Raw genomic sequence first — 13,096 nt, 5'->3', positions numbered from 1 at the left:
GGTGGGCTATCCGGAGAATGTCCTGGCCAAAGGCGAACACGTCGTCCTGCACCACCATCCGCACTGGAAGCGGCTGATCGGGCCGGCTCTGGTGCTGATCTTCGGGACAGGGCTGGCCGTGTTCGGGGTTGCTGTCGTCAACTCGACGCAGTGGCCCCAAATCACCAAGAACGTGATCTACGGCGTCGTCGGGGCGATCTGGCTGGTGCTCGTCGGCTGGCTGACGCTGTGGCCGTTCCTGCGCTGGCTGACCACGAATTTCGTCGTGACCAACCGCCGGGTGATGTATCGGCACGGAGTGCTGACCCGAAGCGGGATCGACATCCCGCTGGCACGGATCAACAGTGTGGAGTTCCGGGACAGGATTCTGGAGCGGATGTTTCGTACCGGGACGCTGATTATCGAGTCGGCTTCACAGGATCCGTTGGAGTTTCACGACATTCCGCGCCTGCGCGAGGTACACGCGCTGCTGTATCACGAAGTTTTCGACACCGGGCCGTCCGGCTCGCCGAACTGAGCGAACCGGTTGGCCCTGCGGTTGCGCCAGGCGCGCAGCAGCGTGACGTTGCCATCTTTCAAGCCGACGTCGTAGGCGTCCTCGAAGACCTCGGCAATGCCGCCCGCGGTGAGGGCGGATTCCAGCGCCTTCTCCGGGTTGCGGGCGAACTGGTCGGGGAACACCCAGCGCCGGAACGCCCAGAAGCGGAACGCCATCTGCAGCAGGTTGCCGATGATGTAGGCCGAGACGAAGTCGGCGATGTTCTCCACCGTCAGCGACACCGTCGGCACCCGCAGCTGCAGGATGTAGCTCGAGATCCACAGCGGCGCCATGCTCAGCAGCACCCCGACACCGCTGAACGCGAAGAACAACAGCGCCTCGTGATGGCGCTCGCGGCCACCGCGGTCACGGAAGCTCCACTCCCGGTTCAGGATGTAAGACGCGATGACGGCGACGATTCCGGCAATCACCTTGGCGGTCACCGGCTTGGGCTCGAGAATCGTGAGTTTCAGCGTGTAGAAAATCGCCGAGTCAATGATGAAAGTGGTGCCGCCGACAATGGCGAATTTGATCAGCTCGTGGTGGCGCATCGCAAAAGGTTGAAGCACCTGGGGAAGACGCGCGATCGTGGCATCGGCAAAGGACACAGCACGCCAGTCTACGGAGTAACGCAAAAGGGGCGCAAAATCGTACATAACGATTTGGTCGCGCAGCCGCTAACACGCCGGTCAGGCCCCATGACACCATGATGGCCGTGCCGAGTACACGAACGCCGTTGGTCGCGATGGTGGGCGGCGGCCAACTTGCCCGGATGACTCACCAGGCAGCAATCGCGTTGGGACAGACCTTGCGGGTGCTGGCGCTCAACGCCGATGAACCCGCCGCTCAGGTCAGCCCCGACGTGGTGATCGGCTTGCACACCGACCTTGCGGCGCTGCGTCAGGTTGCCGACGGAGCCGACGTGCTGACCTTCGACCATGAGCTGGTGCCGACCGAGCTGCTGGAGAAGCTGGTCGCCGAGGGCATCGCCGTGGCGCCGTCGCCGCAGGCGCTGGTGCACGCCCAGGACAAGCTGGTGATGCGGCAGCGGCTGGAGGCGCTGGGCGCGCCGGTGCCCCGTTATGCCGAGATCCGAAGCGTCGACGAACTCGATGCCTTCGCGCGGGACATAGCCGGCCCCGTGGTCGTCAAGGCGGTCCGCGGCGGCTACGACGGGCGTGGGGTGCGGATGGCGCGCGACCCGTCGCACGCCCGCGAGATCGCGGCCAGCTTCCTGGCCGACGGGGTGCCGGTGATGGCCGAGGAGCAGGTGAATCTGCGGCGGGAACTGTCGGCGCTGGTGGCGCGCTCCCCGTTCGGCCAGGGCGCGGCCTGGCCGGTCGTCGAGACGGTGCAACGAGATGGCATCTGCGTGCAGGTGATCGCCCCGGCGCCGGACTTGCCCGAGGACTCCGCCGCGGGCGCGCAGCGCCTGGCCCTGCGGTTGGCGGACGAGCTCGGCGTGGCCGGTGTTCTCGCCGTCGAGCTGTTCGAAACCACCAACGGCGCACTGCTGGTCAACGAGCTCGCGATGCGGCCGCACAACTCTGGTCACTGGACCATGGACGGATCGCGTACCAGCCAGTTCGAACAGCATCTGCGCGCCGTGCTCGACTACCCGCTTGGGGACACGGCTGCCATTGCACCGGTGACGGTGATGGCCAATGTGCTGGGCGCGGAGCAGCAGCCGGCGATGACCGTCGACGAGCGGTTGCACCACCTGTTCGCCCGCATGCCCGACGCCCGCGTCCACCTGTACGGCAAGGCCGAACGTCCCGGTCGGAAGGTCGGGCACGTCAATTTTGTGGGCGCGGATCCAGGCAAGCTGCGTGAACGCGCCGAGCTGGCGGCACACTGGTTGTCACACGCCGAGTGGGCCGATGGATGGGACGCGCATCGCGCCGAGGAGGAGCGGCTTAGATGAACCAGCAAGCCCGCGTCGCGGTCATCATGGGCAGCGACAGCGATTGGTCGGTGATGTCCGACGCCGCCGACGCCTTGGCCGAGTTCGGCATCCCCACCGAGGTTCGGGTGGTCTCGGCGCACCGCACCCCAGCGGACATGCTCGACTACGCGCGCAGCGCGGCCGGCCGCGGCATCGAGGTGATCATCGCCGGCGCCGGCGGTGCCGCCCACCTGCCCGGGATGGTTGCCGCCGCGACGCCGTTGCCGGTGATCGGGGTGCCGGTGCCGCTGGCCCGCCTGGACGGCCTGGACTCGTTGCTGTCGATCGTGCAGATGCCCGCCGGAGTTCCGGTGGCCACGGTGTCCATCGGTGGGGCCCGCAACGCCGGTTTGCTGGCGGTGCGGATCCTGGGATCGGCCGACCCGCGGCTGCGCGCCCGGATCGTCGCGTTCCAGGACCAGTTGGCCGAGACCGTACGGGCCAAGGATGCGGCGCTGCAGGAGCTGCACGATAAAGTTACCGGCGAGTAGCGAGGAGGCTGACATGGCTGGATGGGCCGGAAACCCCGACTTTGATGTGTACAAACTGCCCGAGGAGCATGACGAACTGCGGGCCGCGATCCGCGCGCTGGCGGAACGGGAGATCGCTCCCTGCGCCAAAGACGTGGACGAAAAATCCCGGTTCCCCGAAGAGGCGCTGGCGGCGCTGAATGCGTCCGGTTTCAACGCGGTGCACATTCCCGAGCAGTACGGCGGTCAGGGCGCGGATTCGGTGGCGGCCTGCATCGTGATCGAAGAAGTGGCGCGCGTCGACGCGTCCGCCTCGTTGATCCCGGCGGTGAACAAGCTGGGCACCATGGGCCTGATCCTGCAGGGTTCCGAAGAGCTGAAGAAGCAGGTGCTGCCGTCGATCGCCAACGAAGGGGCCATGGCGTCCTACGCGCTGAGCGAGCGCGAGGCCGGCAGCGATGCCGCGTCGATGCGAACCCGGGCCAAGGCCGACGGTGACGACTGGATTCTCAACGGCACCAAGTGCTGGATCACCAACGGCGGCATGTCGACCTGGTACACCGTGATGGCGGTGACCGATCCGGACCGCGGCGCCAACGGCATCTCGGCGTTCATGGTGCACAAGGACGACGAGGGATTCAGCGTCGGGCCGAAGGAAAAGAAACTGGGCATCAAGGGCTCGCCGACCACCGAGCTGTACTTCGAGAACTGCCGCATCCCCGGCGATCGGATCATCGGCGAGCCGGGCACCGGGTTCAAGACCGCGCTGCAGACCCTCGACCACACCCGCCCCACCGTGGGGGCGCAGGCCGTGGGCCTCGCGCAGGGCGCGCTGGACGCGACGGTGGCATATACCAAGGAGCGCAAGCAGTTCGGCAAGTCGATCTCGGAGTTCCAGGGCGTGCAGTTCGAGCTGGCCGACATGGCGATGAAAGTGGAAGCCGCCCGCTTGATGGTGTACACCGCCGCTGCCCGCGCCGAACGCGGCGAGCCCAACCTCGGATTCATCTCGGCGGCGGCGAAGTGCTTCGCCTCCGACACCGCCATGGACGTCACGGAGTCGGCCGTACAGCTGTTCGGCGGCGCCGGCTACACCACCGACTTCCCGGTCGAACGGATGATGCGCGACGCCAAGATCACTCAGATCTACGAGGGCACCAACCAGATTCAGCGGGTGGTGATGTCGCGCGCCTTGCTGCGCTGACGAGCAGCGCCCCGCGGCCGACGCCGCATGTTCGGCCTGTGCTGCTCGGCCGGCGTCCACCCAGTTGATGCATTAACATCAGATGCATGCGCACCACGCTGTCGTTGGACGATGACGTATTGCTCGCGGTGAAGGAACGCGCGCGCCGTGAGAACCGGACCGCGGGCCAGGTACTGTCGGATCTCGCCCGGCAGGCGTTGACGCAACAGCAAAGCGCCGATCCGCGCACAGGGCCAACGAGCTTCTATGGTTTCGAGCCCTTTGAGCATCGGGGCCCGGCGGTGTCCAACGCTTTCGTCGACCGGCTGCGTGACGAAGAAGCGGTGTGACGCGCGCGCTGCTGGACGTCAATGTCCTCGTCGCACTGCTTGACAGCGATCACGTCGACCACCAGCGCGTTCGCCGATGGGTCGGCGCCGAGATCGGTCACGGCTGGGCGTCGTGTGCGATAACTCAGAACGGCTTCGTTCGCCTCATCAGCCAGCCTCGATATCCCAGCCCGGTGCCACCTGCTCAGGCGATCAGGAAGTTGGCAAATGCCGCTGCGACGGAATATCACGAGTACTGGACGTGTTCGGTCAGCCTGCTGGACGACGAGCTCATCGACTATTCACGATTGCACGGACATCGCCAGGTGACCGACGCATATCTACTCGCGCTCGCCACCGCCAACGGCGGCCGGTTCGCGACGCTGGATCAATCGATTCCCATTGACGCGGTTCGGCACGCAAGCACGCGTAACCTGGCGCTGATCTGATGTCGCCGGTATTGCCGCGCTGACGAGGAAAGCCCCGACACATAGGGGAACGAGGACAAAAGCTCGGCTTCACCGCATACCATCCACTGAGGCTTTAGGACCAAGGCCGCGTAATGGCAACCACCAGTCGGGCTGGCGAGACACGTGAACGGCCACAGGTACCGGCCTTTTCGGCATACCCGCCGGCGTCCAACCTGTGTCCGAGAGGGTATGAGGTGAAGCACCCGTGCGCGGCCGGGACTTGATGCAATCGCGAGCTCCAGTTGCCCAGGTGGCCAATTGGCGGTCGCTGTCGTTGCTGCTGGTCGAGGATGACCGAGCCGACGCGGTACTTGTGGAAGAGCTGATCGCCGACACGGTCGCCGATATTCGCGTGGTGTGGGCCGAGTCGATGGCACACGCGGAGCGTGAGCTGGCCGCCGCCCGGCCCGACTGCGTACTCCTGGACCTGCATTTGCCGGATGCCCATGGCATCGAGGCGCTGGAGCGCATCGCCAAGCATGACGCCACCGTCCCCATCGTCGTGCTGACCGGGCTGAACGACGAGTACTTCGGGGCTTCGGCGGTGGCCGCCGGTGCGCAGGACTACCTGGTCAAGGGCCGCGTCGAACCCGATGTGCTGCGGCGTGCGGTGTTCTACGCCATCGAACGCAAACGCGCCGAGCTGATCGCGGCCGATCTGCGCGCAAGCCAACTCCGGGCTCGCGAGAACGCTTTGCTGGAGCGCGGCCTGCTGCCGTCCCCGTTGCTGCACGAGAACTCGGGTGTCGAGATCGTGACCCGGTATCGGCCGAGCCGCGAGGACGCGTTGCTGTGCGGGGACTTCTACGACGTTGTGCAGACACCCGACCAGACGGTCCACGTCGTGATCGGTGACGTCGCCGGCCACGGACCCAACGAGGCCGCGTTGGGCGCGGCACTGCGGATCGCCTGGCGTGCACTCACCCTCGCCGGTGTGCACGGCGCTGCGCTGATGGCACAGCTGGAGCGGGTACTGCATGCCGAGCGGGCAGGCAGAGGAATCTTCGCGACGGTGCTCAACCTGACCATTCCGGGAGGCACCGGCCGCGGCGACGGCCAACCCATCACGGCCATCCGGGCCGGTCATCCGGGGATGTTGCTGCACGGCTCCGGCGGTCCCGGCACGGTCGAATGGATCGTGCCGCCGGGTGGTCCGGCCCTGGGCCTTCGGGCCGACGACTGGCCGCATCACGAGTTGATGTTGCCGGCGAATCACGGGCTGGTGCTGCTCACCGACGGACTCTTCGAGGGCTACTCGGGACGGGGCAACGAACGGCTCGGCGAAGACGGCCTGCTGGCCCTGGCCCGAACGCATGCGGACTTGCCGGGACCGGCGTTCGTCGACGCGCTGATCGACGGGGCACAGGAACTGGCGCAACCGCTGGGCGGGCTCAGCGACGACATAGCCGTGCTGCGCGTGGAGCGGACCGCCGAGTGAGCCTCAAGTTCAACCTGCGGGAGCTGCAGCTCACCGTGCGTGAATGGCAATTCCTGGTGTTGTTCAGCATGGGTGTGCTGGTGCTCGCGGGTGCTGCGGTGGGGACGGTGTTGCTGCATCGCGCCGACGACGTGTCGCACGGGCTGACCGACGGCATCTCGCCGGCGAGGATAGCCGCGGGCCAGCTGCAGTCGGCGTTGCGCGACCAGGAGACCGGCACCCGTGGTTACCTGATCTCTGCCGATCGGCAGTTCCTCGCCCCGTACTACGACGGGCAGCAAGCCGAACAGGTTGCGGCTCAAGCCATTCGGCAGCGACTGGGCGAGCGCGCCGACCTGATCGCCGACCTGGATGCGATCGAGACGACCGCGCGGGAGTGGCGGAAAAACTACGCCGAGCCCGTCATCGCCGCTGTGACGCCGACGGCACCCAATCTGGTGAGCCGCACGGCGGCGGAGCTCGACAAGGCCGAATTCGACCATCTGCGTGCGCTTTTCGAAACCCAGAACGCGCACCTCGCCTGGGCGCAGCAACAGGCCATCGACCAGGCCCGCAAAATCGCCGACTGGCGCGACAGCGTGCTGGGCGCAATGGTACTGCTGTTCTGCCTCACGGCGACCCTGCTGGGGGTGTTGACCCGGCGCGCGGTCACCCTTCCGCTGGCTGACCTGGCTTCGGCCTGCCGACGGATCACCGAGGGCAACTTCGGGGAACGCATCTCGCCGCCGCAGCGACCGAAAGACATCCGGGATATGGCGATCGACGTGGAGAACATGCGACAGCGCATCGTCGAAGCGCTCGAGGTATCACGTTCGGCGACAGCGCAATTGGACGAGCAGACGGCCGAATTGCGGCGTTCGAACGCCGAGCTCGAACAGTTCGCCTATGTGGCGTCGCACGATCTGCAGGAACCGCTGCGAAAGGTCACCTCGTTCTGTCAGCTGCTGGAGAAGCGGTACGGCGACAAGCTCGACGACCGCGCCTCCGAATACATCGGCTACGCGGTCGACGGGGCCAAACGCATGCAGGTACTGATCAACGACCTGCTCAGCTTCTCCCGGGTCGGCCGGCTGGGGACGACGAGCGCCGAGGTGGACCTTGACGACGCGCTGGATGCCGCGCTGGCCAACCTGGCCACCGCGATAGAGGAATCCGACGCCCAGATCGTGCGCCCGGAGCACGGGCTGCCGCAGATCACCGGCGACCCGATGCTGCTGACCATGTTGTGGCAGAACCTGATTGGCAACGCGGTCAAGTTTCGCCGGGAAGATCGTGCACCCCGCGTCGTCATCGACTGCCAACAGCGCACCGACGACATCGTGGTCACCGTCACTGACAACGGTATCGGCATCGCACCAGAGTTCACCGACAAGGTCTTTTTGATTTTCCAGCGCCTGCACGGCCGCGACGTGTACGGCGGAACCGGTTTGGGCCTGGCGCTGTGCAAGAAAATAGTCGAGCACCACGGCGGCACCATCGGGATCGACACGTCGTACACCGACGGGACCCGGTTCGAGTTCAAGGTGCCTACCGCTCAACCTGGTGTCGAGCCTGACGCCGAGCTGTTACTGGCCGGCGCGGACGCACAACACTCCGCCGTCTCGGCGGACCCAGCAGAAGGAGCGCGCGAATGATTCCGGACGGCCGACCAATCGAGATTCTGCTCGTCGAAGACGACCCGGGCGACGAGCTCATCACCCGGGAAGCATTCGAGCACAACAAGCTCAGCAACCGCCTGCACGTCGCGCACGACGGTGAGGAGGGACTGAACTTCCTCTACCGACGCGGCGAATACCAGGACGCGCCGCGACCCGACCTGATCCTGCTCGACTTGAACCTGCCGAAATACGACGGCAGGCAACTGCTCGAGAAGATCAAGTTCGATCCCGACCTGTCCCGCATCCCGGTCGTCGTGCTCACTACCTCCTCGGCCGAGGAGGACATCCTGCGCAGTTACCAACTGCACGCCAACGCCTACGTCACCAAGCCGGTCGACCTCGACCAATTCATCAGCGCGGTGCGGCAAATCGACGAGTTCTTTCTTCAGGTCGTGCGGCTGCCGCAAAGCTGAGCTAGGTCACGGCCGCAGGCTCGACGGGCCGCACGAGTCCCTGCTGATTCACCTCGTAGACACGGGCCGTCGAAATGTCGAAGAACATGCCGTAGACCTTCAAAGTGCCGGCGGCCTTGGCGGGGGCCAAGATCGGGTTGCGGGCCAGCTTTTCCATCTGCACAACCACGTTCACGATGGCCAGCTGGTCGGCCTCGCGCAGGCCGTCGGATTCCGCACCCACGCGTGCCGGATGACCGTCCCGGAACGCGGCGAGGCTGTCACGACCGTGTTCGAGCCACTGGCCGACAGCCGTGTGGTCGCCGGCGTCATGAAGTCCGGAATGCAGGACCTCCATCGCCCGGCACGACGAATGGCCGCACACCACAACGGAAGTCACACCGAACTGGTTGAACGCGATGTCGAGCACGGCATCCACCGATCGGTCGGTCGCATCGGTGGGCACCAGGTTGCCGACGTTGCGGACGATATACAAGTCGCCCGGCCCACTGGCGGTGATCACGTCCGGCAAGACCCGAGAGTCGGCGCAGGTGAGGAACACCGCACTCGGTGTCGTCGCTTCGGTCAGGTCGGCAAGCCGCGGGTACAGCTCTCCGCGACCGTCCCGATGGTAAGCGTCGACGCCGTCGAGAATCGAAAGCCCGGCGTCCCCATGGGCGCCGTGGTCTCCGTTGCGCGAAACGGCCTGCGCCGGCGGGCGCCGGTAATGACGCTTGGGCCGGCTGGTGTGTGCGTGATGCAGTGTCGCCGGCGACGTCTCGACGATGACAACGGCCCCACCCGTCGCCTCGTGCGCCAAACGCCAGTCGGAAATGGCTTCGGAGACCGCCTCGTCGATGTAGTCCGCGTTGAGCGTGAGCCGCACGTGAGACCCGGGCGGCATCGTGGACAGCACCGTGGTCAGGCGGGGCAGCAGCAGGAAGCTGAGCGTGCCGTCGATGTCGATCCGCCAGTTTTTCGACTCGGCGTCCCCGTACGGCCGGGCCTCGATCGGTGCGCGTACCAACCGCGTCAACAGCATGAAGATCGCGACGCCGAGTCCAATCGCCACACCCTCGAGCAGGTTCAGGAATATCACGCATCCGATGGTGATGGTGTAGATGGCGAAATTCCCTGTGCGCCAAGCGAGTTTGATGTGGGCCAGCTTCACCAGCTGGATGCCGATGACGATCAGCAGGCCGGCCAGCGCTGCCTTGGGTATGAGTTCCACCAGATCGGTCAGCAGCGACGCGAACAGCAGGATCCAGATGCCGTGCAGTATCGCCGAGGCCCGGCTGCGAGCGCCGGCGGCTACGTTCGTGGAGCTGCGGACGATGACCCCGGTGATCGGCAGGCCACCCAGCAGCCCCGACACCAGGTTGGCGCTGCCCTGTCCGATCATCTCCCGGTTGAAGTTCGCGCGCGGGCCGTTGTGCAGCTTGTCGACCGCGACCGCCGACAGCAGCGATTCGACGCTGGCGATCAGGGCGACGGTGACGACACCCAGGGCCACGCCGCTGATCTCGTGGATCCACGGCACTCCGCCCGGGGTGGTGGGGGGCAGCTGCGGCAAGCCGATGGCGTGGAAGAAGTTGCCGGAAAGGTTGATTCGGTCCACGCCTTCCAGCCCCGCCGCCTCGGCGACCGCGGTGGCCGCCACGATGGCCACCAGGGCGCCGGGAATGAAGCGGATCTTGGCGGGCAGCTTGGGCCACAACAGCAGGATGGCGATGACGATGCCGCCCACGATCACTTCGTGCAGCTCGTGGTGGAGGATGCCGCCGGGCAGCGCTTCGATGTTCTTCCACGCCGAGCTGCGTGACGAGCCGCCCATCAGGACGTGGACCTGCTGCAAAACGATGGTGACGCCGATGCCGGCCAGCATGGCGTGCACCACGACAGGAGCCACGCCGAGTGCGGCGCGAGCCACCTTGACCACGCCGAACAGGATCTGGATCCCACCGGCGCACATGGTGATGATGCACGTCATCTGCCAGCCGAAGTCGCTGATCAGACCGGCGACTACCACGGTGAGGCCCGCGGCCGGCCCGCTGACCTGCAGCATCGAGCCACCGAGGGAGCCTGCGACGATGCCGCCGACCACCGCCGCGATCAAACCTGCCATCAGCGGCGCCCCGGAGGCGATGGCGATCCCCAGCGAAAGGGGCAGCGCCACAAGGAAGACGACGATCGACGACGGTATGTCGTGCCGCAGGTTTGGCAGGAAGGCGCCGGACCTGAGCGCACCGACGAGCCGGTTGGTATCGGTTTTCCCGGGTTGACTCTGGACGTCGGTCGTCATCGTTTGACTCCTCGAACCGGTCAGTCAGGTGGCCGGCTGCAGTCATGAGCGCTCGCCGTTGAACGTGAATCGGCCAAATTTGCGGGCAGCAAATATGCTGCCCCCTAAAGCATTCTGTAGAAATCCTCGTCGACGACTTTGCAAATGCGGTGAATCCGAAGCGGATTCATCGGCAATTCAAAGAATTCAAATAATGCACATTTGTCGTTAACTTGAGTCCGGCGCGAGAAATGTGTCGTTGTGCTCGCCGAGCGCCGGCGGCGGATCGGTTGCCACGGCGCTGAAGCTGGAGTAGCGAGCCGGCGTGCGGATCACCGTGATCGCTCTGTCCCCGCTGCCGACGTCCAGGGCGAGGTCGTTCTCGGCGAATAGCGGAGTGTCGACGACCTGCTTCCAGGTGTAGGGCAGACAGGCCATGAGTCCGCCTTCGTGGAGCAGCTCGACCCATTCGGCAGCGGTTTTGGCGGCCAGGGCGGACTCGAGTTCTTCGGTCAATTCGGGGTAGTTGAGGGCCCGTGCACGCTGGTCGATGAATCGCTCGTCTTCGAGCAGGTCGGGGCGGCCGATGATCTCGCACAGCTTCGCCCAGTGCTTGGGCACATATGCGGACAGCACGAGGTAGCCGTCGGCGGCCCGGTAGGCGTCGGACGGCTGGGTGGCGAACCCGACCCCCTTGCGCCGCTTGGCTTTCGGCGCCTGGTCGGCGCTGCTGTTCGGGGGCGCGGCGGGACGGTTCAGATGGATGGTCAGCTGGTTGGCCTGCAGCCCCACCGCAACGTCGTACATGGCGACCCGGACGGTGTCGGCCACGCCGTGGCGCTCCCTGTTGAGCAGCGCGGCCAGCACCGCCTGGGCCAGGACATGGCCGCTGGCGTTGTCGACGAGCTGGAACGGGATGATCTGCGGCTTGCCGTCCGGGGTGGGCATCCCCGTGGTCATGCCCGACTCGGCGGCGACCATCAGGTCGACACCCGGCCTGCTGCTGTGCGGGCCGTTGCCGCCGAAGGCCGACAGGCGGGCGTAGATCAGCTTGGGGTTGCGTGACCGCAGGTCGTCGGGTCCCAGGCCCATCTTCTCCATGACCCCGGGACGAAACCCTTCCAGCACCACGTCGGCGGTGTCGGCCAAGTTCAGCACCTGCTGCTTGGACTCTTCGTCGGTCAGGTCCACCGTCACCGACTTCTTGCCCCGGTTGTTGGGCAGGAAGTAGGTGGCCAGCGGCGGGCGCCCGGGCAAAACGGCGGTGATGTGACGGGCCGCCTCGCCGCCGGGCGCCTCGATCTTGATGACTTCGGCGCCGAGGTCGGCCAGCACCTGTCCGGCCAGCGGTCCGGCGACGTTCTGGGTGAAATCCAGTACCCGGAACCCGTCAAGTGGCTTGACCGCCTCGCTGTTCGACATTCCGAGCTCCTCAATTCTTGTGCAATACCGCGGTGCAGTAGTAGTTGCGGGCGAACGGCGCGTCTCCATCGGCCCCGGCGGGGTGCACCGGTAATCCGTTGTCGGCCAACAACTTGTTGAGCGGGGTTCGCGCCGTTTCCCAACCGCGCTGGTCCAGGTAGGTGGCCACATCGTTGCGTTCGCCGGGGAAACCCAGGTTCTCCATTACGACGTCGAGACCCTGCTCGCGCCATCGCTGACCGGCGGCATTCAACGCCGCCAGATTGGGACCGGAATTCATGAAGATTTCGGCCATCAGCCGGCTGCCGTCGGAGCTGAGGGCGGTGACGCTGTCCAGCAACCGGTCCTGGGCATCCGGCGGCAGGAACCCCAGCAGGCCCTCGGCCGCCCACGCGGCGGGACGTTCGGTGTCGAAGCCGGCATCGCGGAGCGCCGACGGCCAGTCGTGCCGCAGGTCGATGGGGACGGCGCGGATGTCGGCGGTCGGTTCGGCGCCGAGACCGGCGATGGTCGCGGCCTTGAACTCGATGACCTGGGGCTGGTCGATCTCGAACACCGTCGTGCCGGCCGGCCATTTCAGCCGGTATCCGCGAGCGTCCAGGCCGGAGGCCAAGATGACCGCCTGGCGTATCCCCACCGCCGCCGCTTCGGCGAAGAACGCGTCGATGTGGCGGGTGCGGGCGGCCAGCAGGTCGGTCATGCGCTGCATGCCCCACGGGGCGGCGGGTTCGTCGACCGCGGCGGAGTCGAGTTCGCCGCCGGCCCACCGGGTGAAGAAGTCGATGCCTACCGCGCGCACCAGCGGCTCGGCGAAGGGGTCGTCGATCAGTCCCGCTCTGGTGGCCCGGGCACGTCCGGCGGCCACCATGGTGGCGGTGGCTCCCACGCTGGTCGCGAGGTCCCAGGTGTCGTTGTCGGTGCGTGCCATCGGCGTCGTCTCTCCGTCCGTCACGTCGTACTGGTTAGACAG

At 66.3% G+C, this 13,096-nt stretch carries 13 protein-coding genes; 9 read left to right on the top strand and 4 right to left on the bottom strand.

Annotated elements, in window-relative coordinates:
* Position 1: 1 nt before the first annotated feature.
* Positions 2 to 517, top strand: coding sequence for a PH domain-containing protein (locus A5791_RS14355; RefSeq protein ID WP_067237598.1), 516 nt, complete (start codon positions 2 to 4; stop codon positions 515 to 517).
* Here A5791_RS14355 and A5791_RS14350 read toward each other — a convergent pair.
* Positions 475 to 1,146: a GtrA family protein gene (locus A5791_RS14350; protein WP_067237756.1), complete on the bottom strand. Its 672-nt coding sequence runs from the start codon at positions 1,144 to 1,146 to the stop codon at positions 475 to 477. The genes A5791_RS14355 and A5791_RS14350 overlap by 43 nt on opposite strands.
* A 98-nt stretch (positions 1,147 to 1,244) precedes the next feature.
* On the opposite strand from A5791_RS14350, the gene A5791_RS14345 reads away from it, so the two are divergent.
* The 8 genes from A5791_RS14345 (at position 1,245) to A5791_RS14310 (ending at position 8,444) form a co-directional block, all read left to right on the top strand.
* Complete coding sequence (locus A5791_RS14345; protein WP_082966926.1) at positions 1,245 to 2,462, top strand: 5-(carboxyamino)imidazole ribonucleotide synthase; 1,218 nt, start codon at positions 1,245 to 1,247, stop codon at positions 2,460 to 2,462.
* Positions 2,459 to 2,974, top strand: coding sequence for a 5-(carboxyamino)imidazole ribonucleotide mutase (purE, locus tag A5791_RS14340; RefSeq protein WP_067237594.1), 516 nt, complete (start codon positions 2,459 to 2,461; stop codon positions 2,972 to 2,974). Before A5791_RS14345 ends, purE begins: the two co-directional genes overlap by 4 nt.
* Positions 2,975 to 2,987: 13 nt before the next feature.
* Positions 2,988 to 4,157, top strand: coding sequence for an acyl-CoA dehydrogenase (locus A5791_RS14335; protein WP_067237591.1), 1,170 nt, complete (start codon positions 2,988 to 2,990; stop codon positions 4,155 to 4,157).
* Between the two features lie 86 nt (positions 4,158 to 4,243).
* Positions 4,244 to 4,486 (top strand): CopG family transcriptional regulator, encoded by a 243-nt coding sequence (locus A5791_RS14330; protein WP_067237588.1) that lies wholly within the window; start codon positions 4,244 to 4,246, stop codon positions 4,484 to 4,486.
* The gene (locus tag A5791_RS14325; protein WP_067237585.1) at positions 4,483 to 4,914 is read left to right on the top strand and encodes a TA system VapC family ribonuclease toxin; all 432 of its coding nucleotides are present in this window, start codon (positions 4,483 to 4,485) and stop codon (positions 4,912 to 4,914) included. Before A5791_RS14330 ends, A5791_RS14325 begins: the two co-directional genes overlap by 4 nt.
* Positions 4,915 to 5,158: 244 nt before the next feature.
* A complete protein-coding gene (locus tag A5791_RS14320; RefSeq protein ID WP_067237749.1) occupies positions 5,159 to 6,373 on the top strand; it encodes a PP2C family protein-serine/threonine phosphatase in 1,215 nt (404 codons plus the stop codon).
* A gap of 68 nt (positions 6,374 to 6,441) precedes the next feature.
* Positions 6,442 to 8,007: an ATP-binding protein gene (locus tag A5791_RS14315; RefSeq protein WP_082966929.1), complete on the top strand. Its 1,566-nt coding sequence runs from the start codon at positions 6,442 to 6,444 to the stop codon at positions 8,005 to 8,007.
* Positions 8,004 to 8,444, top strand: a complete 441-nt coding sequence (locus A5791_RS14310) for a response regulator (RefSeq protein ID WP_067237578.1) — start codon at positions 8,004 to 8,006, stop codon at positions 8,442 to 8,444. Before A5791_RS14315 ends, A5791_RS14310 begins: the two co-directional genes overlap by 4 nt.
* A 1-nt stretch (position 8,445) precedes the next feature.
* Here the strand turns inward: A5791_RS14310 and A5791_RS14305 are convergent, their stop codons facing one another.
* The 3 genes from A5791_RS14305 to A5791_RS14295 form a co-directional block, all read right to left on the bottom strand.
* The gene (locus A5791_RS14305; protein ID WP_067237574.1) at positions 8,446 to 10,725 is read right to left on the bottom strand and encodes a bifunctional SulP family inorganic anion transporter/carbonic anhydrase; all 2,280 of its coding nucleotides are present in this window, start codon (positions 10,723 to 10,725) and stop codon (positions 8,446 to 8,448) included.
* Between the two features lie 207 nt (positions 10,726 to 10,932).
* On the bottom strand, positions 10,933 to 12,126 hold the full coding sequence (locus A5791_RS14300) for a CoA transferase (protein ID WP_067237569.1): 1,194 nt from the start codon (positions 12,124 to 12,126) through the stop codon (positions 10,933 to 10,935).
* Positions 12,127 to 12,136: 10 nt separating this feature from the next.
* The gene (locus A5791_RS14295; RefSeq protein WP_067237746.1) at positions 12,137 to 13,054 is read right to left on the bottom strand and encodes a class I SAM-dependent methyltransferase; all 918 of its coding nucleotides are present in this window, start codon (positions 13,052 to 13,054) and stop codon (positions 12,137 to 12,139) included.
* Between the last annotated feature and the right edge of the window lie 42 nt (positions 13,055 to 13,096).

The sequence above is a fragment of the Mycobacterium sp. 852002-51163_SCH5372311 genome (assembly GCF_001667115.1).
Taxonomy (GTDB): Bacteria; Actinomycetota; Actinomycetes; order Mycobacteriales; family Mycobacteriaceae; genus Mycobacterium.
The sequence above is the reverse complement of the archived record's forward strand: the minus strand, read 5'-3'. Positions and strand labels throughout refer to the sequence as shown.